Here is a 17424-nt window from a genome sequence, read left to right on the forward strand (position 1 = left end):
GCTACTCTGCCAGCACGTCCGCGACCGGGCGGTAGTCGTAGCCCAGTTCCTTCGCGACCGCCTCGTAGGTCACCGACCCGGCATGGACGTTGAGACCTTCGGCCAGATAGGGATCGCGGCGCATAGCTTCCTTCCAGCCGAGCCGCGCGATCCGCAGCGCGTGCGGCAGGGTGACGTTGTTGAGCGCATAGGTGCTGGTCCGCGCCACCGCGCCGGGCATGTTGGCGACGCAGTAGTGCACCACCTCGTCGACCACATAGGTCGGATCGGCATGGGTGGTCGCCCGGCTGGTTTCGAAGCAGCCACCCTGGTCGATCGCGACATCGACCAGCACCGAGCCCGGCTTCATGCATTTGAGCATCTCGCGGCTGACCAGCTTGGGCGCCGAGGCGCCGGGGATCAGCACCGCGCCGATTACCAGATCGGCCTCGCAGACCGCCTCGTCGAGATTGGCCTTGTTGGAAAAGCGGGTCGAGGCGCGCGCTTCGAAATGGGTGCCGACCTTCTCGAGCACCTCGGGGTCGCGGTCGAAAATGGTGACATCGGCGCCGAGGCCGACCGCCATTTGCGCGGCATTGAAGCCGACCACGCCGCCGCCGATCACGATGACCTTGCCGGGCATCACGCCAGGGACGCCGCCCAGCAAAACGCCGCGGCCGCCATGCGCCTTTTCGAGCGCCGAGGCGCCGGCCTGAACGCTCATCCGGCCCGCCACCTGGCTCATCGGCTTGAGCAACGGGAGCGAATCATTGCGCCCCGTCACGGTCTCGTAGGCGATCGCGGTGACGCCCGACTTGACCAGGTCTGCGGTCTGCGCGGAATCGGGAGCGAGGTGGAGATAGGTGTAGAGGATCTGCCCTTTGCGCAGCTTGGCGCGTTCCTCGGCCTGGGGTTCCTTGACCTTCACCACCATCTCGCATTCGGCGAAGATCGGGTCGGGCCCATCGGTGATATGCGCTCCGGCGGCTTCGTATTCGAGATCGGTCGCGCCGATCCCCAGCCCGGCGCCGCTCTGGATCCAGACTTCATTGCCCTGAAGCACCAGCTCGCGGGCGCTTTCGGGTGTCAGGCCGACGCGGTATTCGTGGTTCTTGATTTCGGTGGGGCAGCCGACGCGCATGGTGAAGTCTCCTTGGGAAGCGCGCCCGCGTTACAACTGCAACCAGTGCGGCACAAGCTGCGAGGGGCGAGTTATGGCGGTGGTGTGGCATGCGCAGCCGGGTGTGGGAAAAGCGTTTTACGCAAGGTCGTTGTCGCCTCCAGCCTTTCAGCCCCGGGCCCTCCAGGCGCCGCGCAGGAGACTATTTTCAATATTCATTCTACAATGTCACCATGTACCGTCAGGCCTTTCTCGAAACACGCGCAGTCGATGGGCTCGACGAGACCGCGCCGTTTCGCAACTGGGCGCCCGAACTTAAGGCCCGGTGGCGCAAATTGTCTTCGGCCAGGATCAACCGCGAACTGCGGTTCTTGCATGCGATTGGCCTGGCGACCTGCATTGCCTGTCTGTGGTTCGATGCCCATGCTGGTATTCTCGGTCTCGGTCTGTCGCTGCGGCTGGGTCTGGTCGTGCCCGCCTATCTGGTCGCAATGGCGCTGCTCCGGCGCGGTGACGGGCTGACGCGCACGCTCGCGACGGTCGCTCCGATCACGTTCTTTGTCGGCGTTTCGAGCTATCTGGGCATGTCGGTGCAGGGGATTTTCGCCGACCGCTATGTGATGGCCAGCGCGATGCTGATCGCCTTTTGCATCGTGCTCCTGCCGCTCCGCCTCGGCGCCACGCTGTTGCTCGCCGCTTCAGGCTATGCCGCGATCGCGATCCCGGTCCTAGCCATGTCGGGGATCGAGGTGGGCAAAACCGATCTGCTCGTCTTCGCGCTGTTGTGCTGCACAGTTCCGATCGCGATCAAATTGCGCAGCGACCGGCTCAAGGACAGCAATTTCGTCCTTACGCTCAAGAGCCGCAACGCGCAGGATGACCTGCTGGCGATCAACCGTCGGCTCGAGACACTGAGCAGCGTTGACGCGCTGACCGGGGTCCTCAACCGACGCGGTTTCGAACAGCGGTTCGCGGCGGCTTTCGAGGCGGCCCGTGAGGCCGACGACGTGCTCGCGGTGATGCTGCTGGATCTCGACAATTTCAAGCGTTTCAACGACAGCCACGGCCACCAGGCCGGGGACCGCTGCTTGATCGAGGTCGGCCGCCTGTTGAACAGCGAGCTCGACAGCCACGCCGGGTTTGCCGGGCGCTACGGCGGCGAGGAGTTCATCGCGGCGCTGGTCGGCGAGGCGAGCGGGGAGGCCGAGCGCATCGCAAACCGCATCCGGACGCAGATCGGTCAGCTGGTGATCGTCGAGGACAGCGGACACGTCGACCCCGCCGACGACAAGCGCCCGTCGGCGTCGATCAGCGTCAGCGTCGGGGTGCGGATCGGCAGCCCGCGGGCGACGAGCCGCGAGCGGTTCGTCACCGACGCCGACCGGGCACTCTACGCGGCCAAGGATGCGGGGCGGAATCGCGTCATCGTGCTGACGGAGGAATCATCGTGCTGACGGAGGAATCCGGCGCGCCAGGGGGCGGCTGACGCGCGAGGGCAGGACCGCCTTCACCGCGCCTGTCGCCGAGCTGCAGCGGCTGGCGGAATTCTGAAGGTGGCGAGAGCCAGAAATCATGCCCGGTGCAAACACCGGGCATGATCAGAGGTTGCCGAAGGGCTTTAGCCTTCCGGGATCAGCACGGTATCGATGACGTGGATCACGCCGTTGGTGCATTCGATATCCGCGGTTACCACGTTGGCGCCATTCACGGTCACGCCATCGGTACCATCGACGTGCAGCGCCGCGCCGTTGACGGTAGCAGGCTCGAGCTTCTGCCCGACGACATCGGCGGCCATCACTTTGCCGGACATCACGTGATAGGTCAGAATTGCCGCAAGCTTGGCCTTGTTCTCAGGCTTGACGAGCTCTTCGACGGTTCCGGCCGGCAATTTGGCGAACGCATCGTCGGTCGGGGCAAACACGGTAAACGGACCTTCGCTCTTCAAGGTTGCGCCAAGATCGGCGGCAGTGACAGCGGCAACGAGGGTTTCGAACGTTCCAGCTGCAACAGCAGTATCCACGATATCGTGAAGTGCAGATGACATAGTAAATTCCAATCTTTGGGGGTGTATTGATAATATACGTAAGAAAAACCTGTATCTTGAAATACAGGTCGCCTAACCTAGGCGGTTAGAAAGCGACCAATTTGAAGGGTAATTGGGCCAGCTCCCGGGTCGCTTAAGGAGCCGGCCCACCATCGGGTTGGATGGAGACATGGAATTAGTGCAGGCAAGGCCTGTCAGCAATACCGGCTAAAGCCCGTACCCCATCCGCCGGGATGGCAGCTGGCCACCCGGCTCAAGCCGTCCCCGGTGGTCATCGACGACCCCGGGACCGGTCATGCAGCTTCAGCAGCAATTTTTGGTCAAAGCCGAATTTCAGGCTTCGACCCAGTTGCGGTCATTCGAATAATCTGGTGCATCGTCTGAATGAAGCGCTTGAGATCGAGATTGATATGGTTCGCTGCCGGAGCGGCATGTGCATCGGGTGTCGCTGCTATCGCTCAAATTGCGGACCTTGATCCTGCGCCGGAGCTAGGCTGGTTTCTAGTCGTCGCGGAACAACACCAATCCATGCACGACGGGGAGGAATCGGCTGTTTGGCAAGGTGGTAAGATTGCTCGCGACTGCGGTGCGCACTCCTTTGAGATGATTTCCCGCATAGCACAGGATGCCTCCGACCGGACTCGGATACCTTTGGTGAGGGAGAACAGTCCAGCAACCAACTGCGTCATGGAAAGAGCATCCCAAGCGGGAATTTGGTTCGGGGTCGGACTTGAGCCGCTAGGTCCAAGCGAATAGCCAAGGACTCTTCGCGGAACGTCAGCTTCCCACCCCAAAACCCGCCATCCGTACCCGGCGCAGCTAGGCCCGGAAGCGGTCGGGTCTTCCAAGCGGGTGCTCGCCGGGCGTGGCGGTCGAGGCGGTGGATCCAATGCCTCCAAGAGGGTTTGCGGCTGGCGATGGTGTCGCTGGACAGGTGGGGCAGCGGGGCGCATATCCAAGGCGCGCTCTGGGGGCGATCTCCCCGACGCAACCTGCGAGGGAGGGAATGGGCCATGCGCTCGATATTGCTTCACATCGAAGACGACGATTGTCTGGAATCGCGGCTGCAAGCCGCGCTCGACCTGACGCGCGCGTTCGACGGCCATCTCACCTGCAGCAAATCGATCCAGTGGGAGATGGGCGCGGTCGTGGATTTCTACGGGCTGATGGCGGCGCAGATCATCGAGGCGACGCGCGAACAGGCCGCAGCGATCCACAAGAGGATCGCGGCGCGGCTCGAGAAGGAAGATGTCGCCTGGGACTGGGTGCAGAGCGACGGCTTCGCCTCGCAGGATTTGCTGCGGCGCAGCGGGCTCAGCGACCTGGTCGTACTGGGCCGCTGCGATCCGCTTGCGAACGATGCCCCCTCCAAGCTGGTCGGCGAGGTCGTGCTGCGCTCGCAATCCCCGGTGCTGGTCGTTCCCCCCGGCATCGCGAGCTTCGATTGCAGCGGGGCGGCGGTGGTCGCCTGGGATGGCTCGCCCGAGGCCTCGCGCGCGCTGCGCAGCGCGGTGCCGCTGCTGGCGCGGGCCAGCTCGGTCAGCCTCGTCACCGTGGTGGGCGAGGAGGAAACCGGTCGCTTCGACCTCCCGCCGGTGCAGGGCGCGAAATATCTCTCGCGCCACGGGATCGCCTGCGAACTCGTCGACCTGCCGTTCCGTGCGAAATCGATTGCCAAGGGGCTGATGGCCGCCGCGGTGGAGCGGGATGCCGCCTATCTGGTGATGGGCGCCTATGGCCGCTCGCGGCTGGCGGAGACGATCTGGGGCGGGGTCACGCGCGAAATCTTCGCCGACCCGCCGGTGCCGATCTTCGCCTGCCACTGATCGCGCACCGCTGACAGGCCGACATCCCTGTTTTCCCGGCGGCGATGGCCTATATGCCCGCCGCAATGAATAGCACCCAGCCCGAGACCCGGCCCGCACCGAATCTGCGCGACCGCCTGCGCACGCTCGTCGAATCGCGGCGGTTCGAGCATGCAATCGTCGCCGTGATCGTGATCAACGCCATCGGCCTGGGGCTGGAAACCTCGCCCGGGGTCATGGCGCGGCTTGGCGGGGTGATCACCATCCTCGACCGCGCGGCGATCGCGATCTTCGTGGTCGAGCTGGCGCTCAAACTGTTCGTCTATCGGCTGCAATTCTTTCGCAACGGCTGGAATGTCTTCGATTTCGTGGTCGTCGGCGTTGCGCTGGTGCCCGCCTCGGCGCAGTTCTCGGTGCTGCGCGCGCTGCGCGTGCTGCGGGCGCTGCGGCTGGTCTCGGTGGTGCCCAGCATGCGCCGCGTGATCGTCGGACTGTTCAAGGCGATCCCCAGCATCGGGACGGTGGTCGTGATGCTGGCACTGCTGCTGTACATCAGCGCGGTGATGGCGACGAACCTGTTCGGCGCCGCCTTCCCCGAATGGTTCGGCAGCTTTGGCGCCACGCTCTATTCACTGTTCCAGATCATGACGCTGGAAAGCTGGTCGATGGGGATCGTGCGCCCGGTGATGGAGGAGTTCCCCTACGCCTGGGCGTTCTTCGTGCCCTTCATCCTGCTGACCAGCTTCATCGTGTTGAATCTGTTCATCGGTGTGATCGTCAACGCCATGTCCGAAGCGACCGACGAGGAAGCGCACGGCGAGCGCGAGGAAATCCTCCACGAACTGCGCGCGCTGGGCGAAGAAGTGCGCGCGCTGCGCCAGGCGGCGGAGCGGGAGCGCTGAAGGCGGGGCGGGGACCTCTGTCCCCAAGATCGCCTGTCATTGCGAGCCACCGCAGTCGGAGCTGCGCTCATGGCAATGATTTCGAGTGCTCGCGCCGCGCGAGAGATCCCGAGCCCGAGCCGGAGCCCGCTCTCGCCAAACTGCCCCCGTGCAAGCGCCGGATTTTGGTGTAAGGACGGGCGCCAGAATCCACTCGCACGCAACCGGCCCAAGGCAAACGCACCGCAATGACCCTGCTTATCTTCTACGTCGCCCTCGCTCTGGTGGTGTCGTTCCTGTGCTCGATCCTTGAGGCCTCGCTGCTGACGATCACGCCCTCGACGGTGCGTTCGGCGCAGGATCGCGGGGCGGGCTGGGCCAACCGGCTCAAGAAGCTGAAGGACGATATCGAGCGCCCGCTGGCGGCGATCCTGACGCTCAACACCGTCGCGCACACCATGGGCGCTGCGGGCGCCGGCGCGCAATACGCCAAGGTCTATGGCTCGGGCAGCGAGGCAATCTTCGCCGCGGTGCTGACGCTGGCGGTGCTGATCTTCACCGAGATCATCCCCAAGACCATCGGCGCGCGCTACGCCGAGAAGATCGCTCCCTTCACCGCCTGGATCCTGCCGCTTCTGATCACTGCGCTGGGGCCGCTGGTGTGGGCCTCGCGCCAGCTGACCCGGGTGATCACGCTGGGCAAACCCGCCGCGCTGCCGCGCCACCGCGACGATCTGCTGGCTATCGCCAATCTGGGCCAGGCCTCGGGACAGATCGACAGCAGCGAGGTGCGCTTCCTGCGCAACCTGCTCCAGCTCCACGCCGTCAAGACCGCCGATGTCATGACCCCGCGCACCGTGGTGTTCAGCCTCTCGCAGCACACTTCGCTGGGCGATTTTGCCGCGAAGATGAGCGAGGTCCCGCACACCCGCATCCCGGTGTTCGACGAGAATTCGGACAAGATCAGCGGTTTCGTGATCAAGCACGAGGCGCTGACGAGCCTGCTCGACGGGCCCGAGGGTGATGGCAGTCTGCAGCCGCTGGTCCGCCAATTGCCCAACGTCCTCGACGAGGTGCCGGTCGACAAGCTGTTCCACCGGATGATCTCGCAGCACGATCACATCCTGATGGTGATCGACGAATACGGCACCTTCCGCGGGCTGGTGACGCTCGAGGATGTCCTCGAGACCATCTTCGGCTTCGAGATTGTCGACGAGATGGACGAGATTCCCGACCTGCAGGAATATGCGCGGGAATTGTCGCGCCGCCGCGCCACCGGGGCCACGCGGACCTGACAGGCGCGCGCATTGCGCGCTTGCCCGCCACCTGCCGCTACGGCTAGGGCGCGGTTGTGACCGAATTTCCCAAGCCGACTGAGGAGCCCGTGCTCCCCGCCGATCGGCCCGCTCGCCGCAATTCCTTCACCCGCTTCCTCGACGGCGTCGAATGGCTGGGCAACCTCCTGCCGCATCCGGTGACGCTGTTCGCGATCCTGGCGTTCGGGATGGTGCTGCTCTCGGGACTGTTCGCCTGGATGGATCTGGCGGTGGTCGATCCGCGCCCCGCCGGTGCCACGGGCCGCGAAGAGGACGGGATGATCCGCGCGGTCAGCCTGATGGACGCCGACGGGATCCGCCGCATCTTTACCGGACTGGTGACCAATTTCACCGGCTTCGCGCCGCTCGGCGTGGTGCTGGTCGCGATGCTCGGGATCGGGGTCGCGGAAAAATCCGGCGTGCTCTCGGCCGCGGTTCGCGGCGTGGTGCTGGGTGCTTCGCCCAAGATGGTCACTCTGGCGATCGTCTTTGCCGGGGTCATCTCCAACACCGCTTCCGAGCTCGGCTATGTGGTCCTGATCCCGCTCGCGGGTGCGGTCTATCACTCGCTCGGCCGACATCCGCTGGCGGGGATGGCGGCGGCCTTCGCGGGTGTTTCGGGGGGCTATTCGGCGAATCTTCTGATCGGCACGATCGACCCTCTGCTCGCCGGGATCACCGAGGAAGCCGCGCAGCTGATCGATGCCGATTACGGCGTCACTGCCACCGCGAGCTATTATTTCATGGCGGCCTCGACCTTTCTGGTCACCGGCATCGGCGCGCTGGTGAGCATCTATATCGTCGAGCCCAAGCTGGGGAAGTTCGATTCCTCGCGCGCCGAGCCCGAGCTGCTCGACACCAAGATATCGGCGCTCGACCAGCAGGAGAAGAAGGCGCTGCGGCGCGCGGGGCTCGCGGTCATCGCGGTGCTGGCGCTTATGGCGCTGACGCTGCTGCCCGAATGGGGCGTGTTGCGCGACGGCGAGACCGGCGACCGGATGCGCTCGCCCTTCTTCACCGGCTTCGCGGTGTGGATTCTCGTCTTCTTCCTCGCGGTGGGCTACGCCTACGGCAAGGTGGTCGGCACGATCCGCAACGATCGCGACATGATCGACGGCATGGCCAAGGCGATGTCCTCGCTCGGGCTCTATATCGTCATCATCTTCTTCGCGGCGCAGTTCGTGGCCTTCTTCGCCTGGTCCAATCTGGGCGCGATCACCGCGGTCAACGGCGCCACCTTCCTGCAGGAGATGGGGCTGACCGGGCCGGTGCTGTTCGTCGGCTTCATTCTGGTGTGTGCGGTCATCAACCTGATGCTGGGCTCGGCTTCGGCGCAATGGGCGATGACCGCGCCGATCTTCGTGCCGATGCTGATGCTGATCGGCTATTCGCCCGAGGTGATCCAGACTGCCTACCGGATCGGCGATTCAACCACCAACATCATCACCCCGATGATGAGCTATTTCGGGCTGATCCTGGCCTGGGCCGCGCGCTATGATCGCAATGTCGGGATCGGGACGATGATCGCGATGATGCTGCCCTATTCGATCTTCTTCACCATCGCCTGGATGCTGCTGTTCTTCCTCTGGGTGTTCGGGCTGGGGCTGCCGGTTGGTCCGGGTTCGCCGACCTATTACACCCCGGGCTGACCGGCGGCGGCTGCAGGTCTAATTGTTCCTGGAGGGCGTGCCGGTCTCGGCATCGCCAGCGAGCGTGAACGGGCGTTCGCAGGCGGCCTTCACCGCCACCTCGAGTTGGGGCAGTGTCAGCGGCTTGGGGACCACGAAGGCATCGGGCAAGTGCTCGCGCACCTCGGGTTCGCTGCCGGTCACGAAGACCACCGGGATCACCTTGTCGGAACAGATCGTCAGCACCGCCTCGGTGCCGGTGCCATCGAGGATGCGGTGATCGGCGACGATCAGGTCGGGGCAGCGCGCCTCGGCCGCGGCGATGGCCTCGGCCTTGGTGGTCGCGATCTCGAAAGTGGAATAGCCAAGCTGTTGCAGCGCTTCCTCCACGGTGAACGCGAGCAGGAATTCGTCTTCGATAATGAGTGCGTGGGACAAAGGCAGTCCTCCACCAGGGCGGGAGCACTGCACGTCTCTCAGCCGCAAGCAGCCAGAAAATGGGCTTGCGATGGCAAGGCCCTAACACGGCGATTGCGATCTGTCTGCCTCTGCGCAAAGCGGCGCGCCTGACGATTGGCTGCGGCTGGCAGCAGCCGCGCGTTGCGCGGATCCGCCATTTTTGGCCAGATCTGCCATCCACGTGCTGGATCTGCGGCCCATGGCAGCGAGGCCACGGTCCGTCGCGGACTGGGTTGGCCGCCGCGGAACCATCGCTAGTTAAATCGGGATCGTTTCAGTATTGCACCGCAACAGAGAGTATTTTCATGAAGTATCAGATCGCCACAGCCGCAGCCCTCGTTTTCGGCATGGCCAGCCCCGCTCTGGCTCAGGATGCAGCCGCTCCTGCCGCGACCGTACCCGCCCCGGCGGCCGAAGTTGCCGCCGGGGCGCAGGTCTATGGTTCCGACGGCACCGCGATCGGCACCGTGGCCCGGGTCGAGGGCGATGTCGCGCTGGTCACGGTTGGCGAGCGCACCATCCCGATCCCCGCCACCGCGATCGCCGCGGGCGAAGCCGGTCCGACGGTGAACATCACCCGCACCGCTCTGGTTACCCAGTTCGACCAGCAGATGGCGCAGATGGACGCGCAGCTCGAAGCTGCCCTGGTGGCCGGCACTGCGGTCCAGACCGCCGATGGCCAGGCGCTGGGCACGATCCAGTCGCGCGAAGACGATGCGATCTTGGTCGCCGGTGATGTCGGCGAGCTGACGCTGTCCAAGCCGATGCTGGCGATCGGGCCGCAGGGTTCGCTGGTCGTGCGTGCGACCATGGAGCAGATCCAGCAGGCGATGGCGCAGGCCCCCGCCGAGGGCTGATCCCAGCCTCAGGCCCATCCGGCCTCACGCGAATTGGAAAGGGTCACCGGCGTGAGTCGGTGGCCCTTTTCGTTCGTGCCGAGTGGCTAATCGGTCAACGCGGGCTCGGCCTTGGTCGGGCCGGCAATGCATTCCGCTCCATCGGCGACCTCCCAGACGCGGTCGGAGCGTCCGTCGCGGGCGCGAACCTCGCTCACCAGCGGCACCAGCTTCTCGGGAGTGGAGCGGCTGTCCGGATCGCACACCACTGCAAGCACGCGATCCTTGACCCGTGCGTCTTGTCCGGTGCGATCGGCTCCGGTGGGATCGGCGGAATCCCCGTCGGTCGCCTGGTCCTCGATCGAGCAGGCGGCGGTCAGCCAGACGGCCATACCACCGACAAGAATTGCGCGAAACGTCATCCGCTTAATGTGAACCGACCATTTGAGGATACAACAGCGCCGGACGTAGCCCGCCTTGTAGCTGGCTCCGCCCGGCGCAAGTGCTGCCGGCGGGCTTGCGGAGGCGGCCCGCCGCATCCAAAACCCGGTTTGAAGTCATGCGGTTATTTCAGGACCTTCTTCGCGCCCATCCAGCCCAGCACCAGGAAGATGAGGCTGAGCACCAGCGCGATCACGAAGACGATGATGGCGATATCGACCAGCGCGCCGGCGATCCCGCCGAAACCCAGAATGGCCGCAACCAGCGCGATGATACCGAGGGTGATTGCCCAACCGAACATGAAATTGTCTCCGATAGGCCGCAGATCGTCGCGCCCCTTCGCATATTATAACCGGGCGTTCAGGCGATCGTTCCGGGGACACGATCCCGACACCCGGCGACAATCACATCGGATTGCCGTCGCGGTCGCGGAAGATCTCGCGGCGGCCGACGTGGTTGGACGGGCCGACCAGCCCTTCCTCCTCCATGCGCTCGATCCATTTGGCGGCGGTGTTGTAGCCCACCCCCATCTGGCGCTGCAGCCACGAGCCGCTGGCCTTCTGGTTCTCGAACACGATCTGGCAGGCCTGGCGGTATTTGCGTTCCTCGGGGTTGTCGCTGGCGGTGAGTTCGTCCTCGAAGGAGAAGCCGCTGTCCTCGTTTTCCTCGGTAACCGCATCGACATAGGCAGGCTTGCCCTGCGCGCGCCAGTGATCGGCGACCCGCTCGACCTCCTCGTCGCTGACGAAGGGCCCGTGGACGCGGACCATCGCGCCGGTGTTGGGCTTGTAGAGCATGTCGCCCTTGCCCAGCAGCTGTTCCGAACCCTGCTCGCCCAGGATAGTGCGGCTGTCGATCCGGCTGGTGACCTTGAAGCTGATCCGGGTGGGCAGGTTTGCCTTGATGACGCCGGTGATGACATCGACCGAGGGGCGCTGCGTCGCCATGATCAGGTGGATACCGGCGGCGCGGCTCTTCTGGCTGAGGCGCTGGATCAACACCTCGATCTCCTTGCCGACGGTGACCATCAGATCGGCGAGCTCGTCGACGATCAGCACGATCTGCGGCAGCACCTGATAGTCGAGCTGCTCTTCCTCGTAGAGCTCCTCGCCGGTTTCGGCGTCGAAGCCGGTCTGGACGCGGCGACCCAGCGGGGTGCCCTTGGCGGCGGCGCTGCGGACTTTCTCGTTGAAGGCGTTGATGCTGCGCGAGTTGACGCTCGACATCATCCGGTAGCGGTTCTCCATCTCGCCCACCGCCCATTTGAGCGCGCGCACCGATTTGTGCGGCTCGGTCACCACCGGGCTGAGCAGATGCGGGATGTCGTCGTAGCTCTTGAGCTCGAGCACCTTGGGATCGATCAGGATCAGCCGGCACTCGGCGGGCGTGAAGCGGTAGAGCAGGCTCAGCAGGATGCAGTTGAGCCCGACCGACTTGCCCGAACCGGTGGTGCCCGCGACCAGCAGATGCGGCATCGCGGCGAGATCGGCGACGATCGGTTCGCCCGCGATGTTCTTGCCCAGGATCATCGGCAGATTGCCCGGCGCATCAGCGAAATCGGCGGAGGAGGCGAGCTCCTTGAAGGAGATCGTCTGGCGCTCGGCATTGGGCAGTTCGATGCCGATCACCGTCTTGCCCGGGATCGGCGCCACGCGCGCCGAGATCGCGCTCATGTTGCGCGCGATATCCTCGGCCAGCCCGACCACGCGGCTGGCCTTGATGCCCGGCGCGGGTTCGAGTTCGTACATCGTCACCACCGGCCCGGCGCGAACCGCCGTGATCTCGCCCTTGACGTTGAAATCGTCGAGCACGTTCTCGAGCAGCCGGGCGTTGCGCTCGAGCGCCATCTTGTCGAGCTTGGGCACGCTCGTTTCGGGTATGTCCTCAAGCAGTTCGAGGCCCGGCAGGCTGTATTGCGCAAACATGTCGCGCTGCACCGGGGTGGCGGAGGCGGCAGCCGGTCGCGGCGCGGCGGCGGGATCGGGGATCTCGGGCGCGCGGCGCGGCGGCGCGGGTTCGGCGATGCTCTCGCCGATGCTGTCTGCGGCGTCTTCGGCTCGCGCGCGGCGCGACTTGCGCTTGGGCAGCGGGAAACTGTCGCCATCGACGAGGCGCGGCGCGCGGCGGAGGAAATCGGGCAGGGTGAAGAATTGCGCCCAGTCGATCGCGAAAACGCGGGTCACCAGCGCGATCCCGCCGCCCAGGCTCAGCAGCGCCAGCGCCCCGGTGATCCAGCCCTGGCCGCCTTCGGGGAAACGACCCGCGACGGCCTCGATCCCGCCGGCGCCGAGCAGGCCGAACAGACCGCCATAGCCCGCAGGCAGCGCGCCGCCGCTCTCGTCGAAGCTCAGCGCCAGCACGCTGGACAGCAGCACCATTGCGAGCAGCAGCAGCGCAAAGGGGGTCCACCAGCCGGTCTCGCCGCCGCTGCTGTCGGTTTCGACATCGCGCCACAGCCGGCGGGCGGAGATGTAGAGCAGCGGCAGCAGCAACACGGTCGGCAGGCCGAAGAAATAGAGCGCGCGTTCGGCGGTCCAGGCCCCGCTCGCGCCCATCCAGTTGGCGATATCGGTGCCCGCCGCGGCGGTGGAGGGGCTGGGGTCGGTTTGCGCATAGCTTGCCAGTGCGAGCGCGAGGAACAGCGTCGCCAGCGCCAGCAGCGCGGCGCCCGACATCTGCACGGCACGGCGCAACGAGCGGCGAAACACCGCACGCCAGTCCGATTTCGCGAGCGCTCGCGTAGCCATGGGATGCCCTTTTCGCTGTGCCTGAACCGCATTATGTCTCGCAGGCGAGTCCCGCGTCAAGCGTTCCGGGCTGGAGGGGAGGCGGCGGTAAGTCCGTCGATGGCGGCCCAGCGGGACCAGCCGAGTTCGCGCGCGCGCGCCGGGTCCATCCCGCCCAGCGCGATCACCGGGAGCGCGGAGCGGCTGGCAAGCGCGTGGAAGCGGGTTGCCCCCAGCGCCGTCCCGCCGGGATGCGAGCGGGTGGCGAAGACGGGGGAGAGCATGATTGCGTGCGCCCCGGCGCTTGTCGCCGCGGCGATCTCGGCATCGTCATGCGCGGTGGCGACGGCGAGCATTCCGGCCCCGGCGATCCGCTCCGCCGGGCCGGAAACCCCGTCCGCGCCCCATTCCCTTGCGCGCGCCGCTGAGTCGGACAGCATGACAAGGTGTCCGTGCTTGCGGGCAAGGACAGCCAGCGCTTCGAACCGCGCGCGGCGCTCGGGTTCGGCGAGGTGGTAATGGCGGAACAGGAAGCCCGAACTATCGGGCAGCGCGGCGAGGCTGCGCTCGAGCGCAGCATCGTTGCGCGCATCGGAGAGCAGCCACAGGTCGGGCAGGTCGCGCAGGTCGCGGATGGTCGGGGTCTGGTCAGGGGCCACAGCCACGCTATAGCGCGCTGCCATGGAGACGCCACGCACCCCGCTCGCCGAAATCCACGCTCGCATAGCCAAGGCCTGCGCCATTGCGCGGCGAAAGCCCGAGGACGTCACCCTGGTCGCGGTCAGCAAGACCCATCCCGCCGAGCGGATCGAACCGCTGCTCGAACAGGGCCAGCGCGTCTTCGGCGAGAACCGGGTGCCCGAAGCGCAGGACAAATGGCCTGGCCTGCGCGAACGCTATCCCGATGCCGAGCTGCATCTGATCGGCCAGCTGCAGTCGAACAAGGCGGATGACGCTGCCGCGCTGTTCGATTGCATCCACTCGCTCGACCGGCCCAACCTGGTGAAAGCGCTCGCCAAGGCTTTCGACAAGACCGGGCGGCGGGTGCCCTGCTTCGTCCAGGTCGATGTCGGCGAGGAGGAACAGAAGGGCGGCTGCCCGATCGGCGAACTGCCCGCGCTGCTGGCGCAGGCACGCGGGGCGGATATCCCGCTTGCCGGGCTGATGTGCCTGCCGCCGCAGGATATCGAGCCAGCGCCCTTCTTTGCGCTGCTCGACAAGCTGGCGCGCGATTCCGGGCTCCCCGAGGAACAGCCCTTGGGCCGGAGCATGGGGATGAGCGGCGATTTCGAGACAGCCATCCAGCTTGGCGCGACCCATATCCGCGTCGGCAGCGCGCTGTTTGGCGCGCGCGGCACCTGAACCGCTCTTACTTGCCCTGAACCCGCAAAAAAAGGGGCGCCCGAGAGCGCCCCTTTGCATTTGTTGTTGTCAGACTTCGGGTCAGAACTTGCCGCGCACCGTGACACCGTAGGTCCGCGGTTCGGCGAGGAAAGCCGAATAGGTCTGTTGCGGCGCCACGAATGGGGTGTTGAAGGCGACCTGGGTGTAATCCTTGTCGAACAGGTTCGACACCCAGCCCTCGATCGCGAAGCGGTTGGCGATGTTGGTCAGGCCGATGCGGCCGTTGACGATCACATAGCCATCCTGCTCCTTGCCGTAGAGCAGGTCCGAACCGGTGTTGTAGTCGCCGGTCATGCGCGCGTTGAGGAAGAACAGGCCTTCCATCCCGCTGTTGCCGATCGGCGGCGTCCAGGTGACCGACGAGGTCGCCACCAGTTCGGGCGCGTTGGACAAATTGTCACCGGGCAGCAGGCGCAGCGCCGGGTCGAGCGGCGTGCCGGTGTCGTTGCCGATCAGCTCGTTCTCGTAGCTGCTGTCGGTATAGGTGAGCCCGAGCGAGAAGTTGAGATCCTGGATCGGCTGGAGATAGGCCTCCATTTCCACGCCCTGCGAGACGACGCCCGGTACCACATTGTCGACGGCGCAAGCACCGGTGGCGGCGCTCGCATCCATGTCGGCCCCGCCCAGCGAAGCGCTGCAGGCGTTGACGTTCTGCACCAGGAAGACCGAACCGTTGAAGGTGTTCAGCTGGAAATTGGTGAACTCCTGCCGGAACCCGGCGAGGCTGATACCGAATTCGCGCGTCGCGTATTTGGCGCCGATTTCGTAGGCGGTGACCGTTTCCTCGGCGAACTGGAGCGAGGAAGGATCGATCGCGGCGACGCTGAAGGTCACCGGATTGCCCAGCGCCGACCGGTCGAGGTTGAAGCCTCCCGCCTTGTAGCCGCGCGAGTAGGATGCATAGGTCAGCAGGTCGGGGGTGGGCTTCCAGCTCAGGATCGCGGTGCCGGTGAACTCGTCCTCGTCGCGGGTGTCGGAAATCGACACGCCGTTGAGTTCGGCGGTCGAATTGCCCTGGCACGAAAGGGACAGGAGGCCAGCGAAAAACGCGGACGCTCCGGCAATCGGGCCGATCAGCGCGCGGTTGGTCGGACAAACCGTATTGTCGTTGCCGAAGGTCGCATCGAAATCCTTGGTCTCGTTGGTATAGCGCAGCCCCAAGGTCAGATCGAGCGTATCGGTCAGATGCACGATATTGTGCGTGAAGACCGCGAAGTTTTCGCTCGTCTGGTTGTAGACGTCGCCAGTCCCGCCGACATCGCTTATCGAAGCAAGGTTGTTCAGTGCGGGCACAACCCGAGCAGTTGCGGCTCCGAACACCGCACCGCTCTGAATGGCACCGAACGCCACCGGATCGAAGCAGTTGGCCTGGCTCGGATCGGCCACTCGGCGGCCCAGCGATGCCCCCAAAGTGGGCTGGAGCGCAATTGCGAGGCGGCAGGCTACGAACTGGCCATATTGCGTACCGAACCGCAGATTGTCGCGCGTCTGGAGCTTTTCATTGGCGTAATAGCCGCCGACCAGCCAGTCGAGCTTGTCGTTGAAAGCCGTTCCGGCGAGGCGCAATTCCTGGGTGAAGGTCTTGAAATTGCGGGCGGCGGCACTGGGTCCGGCTTCGCGATAGAGGATATCGACCTGCGTGTAGTCGGTATCCGAACCCTGGAAGTTGTCATATTCGCGATAGCCGGTGATCGAGGTCAGCGACATATCGCCGAAATCCCAGCTCAATTCGCCCGAAACGCCGTAATCCTCGGTCTCGCCTTCGAAGCTGCGCCCCGGGGTGACGTAGATGTTGCGGTTGAAGGTGCTCTGGTTGAGCGATGCCGGATTCTGGCCCAGGCCGATCAGGACCGGGATAATCGGATTGGCTCTGCTGGTCAGCGCCGGAGCGTTGCCGACCGGCCGGGCGAAAGGATCGAGACCGGGCGAGACGCGCGCTAGCGGGGCAAAATCGGGCTGGACGAAAGTGGCGGCGCAGCAGGCCTCGTCCTTCTTCGAGTAATCGCCGATCAGGCGGAAGCTGATGTCCTCGGTCGGCTCGAACAGCACCTGCGCGCGGACCAGATAGCGGTCGCGATTGTTGATGTCGGTGTCGTTCACCACATCGTTGTAGAAGCCGTCGCGCTTGAAATAGACGCCATCGACGCGCGCGGCGATCGTGTCGCTTAACGGCGCGTTTAGACCCGCTTCGACGCGGATCGCGTCGTAATTGCCATAAGTGAACGCTCCATAGGCCTCGAAACCGAACGTGGGCGGCGCGGTGTAGATGCTGATTACGCCGGCGGATGCATTGCGCCCGCCCAGCGTGCCCTGCGGGCCACGCAGGATTTCCACCCGGTCGAGCGGGCCGAGTTCGGACAGGGCATTGCCCGAACGCGAGCGATAGACGCCGTCGACAAACACCGCGACCGAGCTTTCGAGCCCCGGGTTGTCACCGACCGTGCCGATGCCGCGAATACGCGCCGAACCATTGGCTTCATTGCCCGTGGAAGAGACCAGCAGCGAGGGCGCGAGCTGGGTCAGTTCGCGAATGTCGGTGGTGCCGGAATTCGAGAGCGTCTCCGCGGAGACCGCAGAAACAGCGACCGGCACATCGGCAAGGACCTGCGAACGCCCCTGCGCGGTCACGATGATGATATTGCGGTCCACCACATCGGCGTTTTCGATCAAATCGTTGTCGGTTTGATCCTGCGCCATCGCGGCAGCCGGGGCAAGCGTGGCACCGGCGCCGAGGATGGCGAGCACGCGCAGTGATGCGAATCGGGTTTTCATTGGCTTCTCTCTC

At 65.2% G+C, this 17424-nt stretch carries 15 protein-coding genes; 7 read left to right on the top strand and 8 right to left on the bottom strand.

Annotated elements, in window-relative coordinates:
* Position 1: 1 nt before the first annotated feature.
* Positions 2 to 1120 (bottom strand): alanine dehydrogenase, encoded by a 1119-nt coding sequence (gene ald, locus A9995_RS13455; RefSeq protein ID WP_067613863.1) that lies wholly within the window; start codon positions 1118 to 1120, stop codon positions 2 to 4.
* Between the two features lie 212 nt (positions 1121 to 1332).
* Between ald and A9995_RS13460 the strand changes: the two genes are divergently transcribed.
* On the top strand, positions 1333 to 2553 hold the full coding sequence (locus A9995_RS13460) for a diguanylate cyclase (RefSeq protein ID WP_067613865.1): 1221 nt from the start codon (positions 1333 to 1335) through the stop codon (positions 2551 to 2553).
* A 164-nt stretch (positions 2554 to 2717) separates the two neighbouring features.
* Here A9995_RS13460 and A9995_RS13465 read toward each other — a convergent pair whose 3' ends face one another.
* A complete protein-coding gene (locus A9995_RS13465; protein ID WP_067613867.1) occupies positions 2718 to 3143 on the bottom strand; it encodes a fasciclin domain-containing protein in 426 nt (141 codons plus the stop codon).
* Positions 3144 to 4156: 1013 nt separating this feature from the next.
* Between A9995_RS13465 and A9995_RS13470 the strand changes: the two genes are divergently transcribed.
* The 4 genes from A9995_RS13470 (at position 4157) to A9995_RS13485 (ending at position 8794) form a co-directional block, all read left to right on the top strand.
* Positions 4157 to 4969 carry a universal stress protein gene (locus A9995_RS13470; protein ID WP_067613869.1) on the top strand — a complete coding sequence of 271 codons (813 nt, stop codon included), beginning with the start codon at positions 4157 to 4159 and terminating at the stop codon, positions 4967 to 4969.
* A 65-nt stretch (positions 4970 to 5034) separates the two neighbouring features.
* Complete coding sequence (locus tag A9995_RS13475; protein ID WP_199797270.1) at positions 5035 to 5850, top strand: ion transporter; 816 nt, start codon at positions 5035 to 5037, stop codon at positions 5848 to 5850.
* 227 nt (positions 5851 to 6077) lie between these two features.
* Positions 6078 to 7124, top strand: a complete 1047-nt coding sequence (locus A9995_RS13480; protein WP_067613871.1) for a CNNM domain-containing protein — start codon at positions 6078 to 6080, stop codon at positions 7122 to 7124.
* A gap of 56 nt (positions 7125 to 7180) precedes the next feature.
* Positions 7181 to 8794: an AbgT family transporter gene (locus A9995_RS13485; protein ID WP_082992726.1), complete on the top strand. Its 1614-nt coding sequence runs from the start codon at positions 7181 to 7183 to the stop codon at positions 8792 to 8794.
* 18 nt (positions 8795 to 8812) lie between these two features.
* Here the strand turns inward: A9995_RS13485 and A9995_RS13490 are convergent, their stop codons facing one another.
* A complete protein-coding gene (locus A9995_RS13490; RefSeq protein WP_199797271.1) occupies positions 8813 to 9211 on the bottom strand; it encodes a response regulator in 399 nt (132 codons plus the stop codon).
* A gap of 326 nt (positions 9212 to 9537) precedes the next feature.
* Between A9995_RS13490 and A9995_RS13495 the strand changes: the two genes are divergently transcribed.
* On the top strand, positions 9538 to 10089 hold the full coding sequence (locus A9995_RS13495) for a hypothetical protein (protein ID WP_067613873.1): 552 nt from the start codon (positions 9538 to 9540) through the stop codon (positions 10087 to 10089).
* An 86-nt stretch (positions 10090 to 10175) separates the two neighbouring features.
* Here A9995_RS13495 and A9995_RS13500 read toward each other — a convergent pair whose 3' ends face one another.
* The 4 genes from A9995_RS13500 to A9995_RS13515 all read right to left on the bottom strand — a co-directional run bounded on the left by A9995_RS13500 (position 10176) and on the right by A9995_RS13515 (position 13918).
* Positions 10176 to 10607, bottom strand: coding sequence for a hypothetical protein (locus A9995_RS13500; RefSeq protein WP_145916957.1), 432 nt, complete (start codon positions 10605 to 10607; stop codon positions 10176 to 10178).
* A 26-nt stretch (positions 10608 to 10633) separates the two neighbouring features.
* On the bottom strand, positions 10634 to 10810 hold the full coding sequence (locus tag A9995_RS13505; protein ID WP_067613877.1) for a DUF1328 domain-containing protein: 177 nt from the start codon (positions 10808 to 10810) through the stop codon (positions 10634 to 10636).
* A gap of 103 nt (positions 10811 to 10913) precedes the next feature.
* The gene (locus tag A9995_RS13510; protein ID WP_067613879.1) at positions 10914 to 13256 is read right to left on the bottom strand and encodes a DNA translocase FtsK 4TM domain-containing protein; all 2343 of its coding nucleotides are present in this window, start codon (positions 13254 to 13256) and stop codon (positions 10914 to 10916) included.
* 56 nt (positions 13257 to 13312) lie between these two features.
* Positions 13313 to 13918, bottom strand: coding sequence for a thiamine phosphate synthase (locus A9995_RS13515; RefSeq protein WP_067613881.1), 606 nt, complete (start codon positions 13916 to 13918; stop codon positions 13313 to 13315).
* Between A9995_RS13515 and A9995_RS13520 the strand changes: the two genes are divergently transcribed.
* Complete coding sequence (locus A9995_RS13520; protein ID WP_067613883.1) at positions 13917 to 14597, top strand: YggS family pyridoxal phosphate-dependent enzyme; 681 nt, start codon at positions 13917 to 13919, stop codon at positions 14595 to 14597. The genes A9995_RS13515 and A9995_RS13520 overlap by 2 nt on opposite strands.
* Before the next feature lie 81 nt (positions 14598 to 14678).
* On the opposite strand, the gene A9995_RS13525 is transcribed toward A9995_RS13520, so the two are convergent.
* A complete protein-coding gene (locus tag A9995_RS13525; protein WP_067613885.1) occupies positions 14679 to 17411 on the bottom strand; it encodes a TonB-dependent receptor in 2733 nt (910 codons plus the stop codon).
* Positions 17412 to 17424: the final 13 nt, after the last annotated feature.

This window comes from Erythrobacter sp. QSSC1-22B (assembly GCF_001678665.1).
Taxonomy (GTDB): domain Bacteria; phylum Pseudomonadota; class Alphaproteobacteria; order Sphingomonadales; family Sphingomonadaceae; genus Qipengyuania.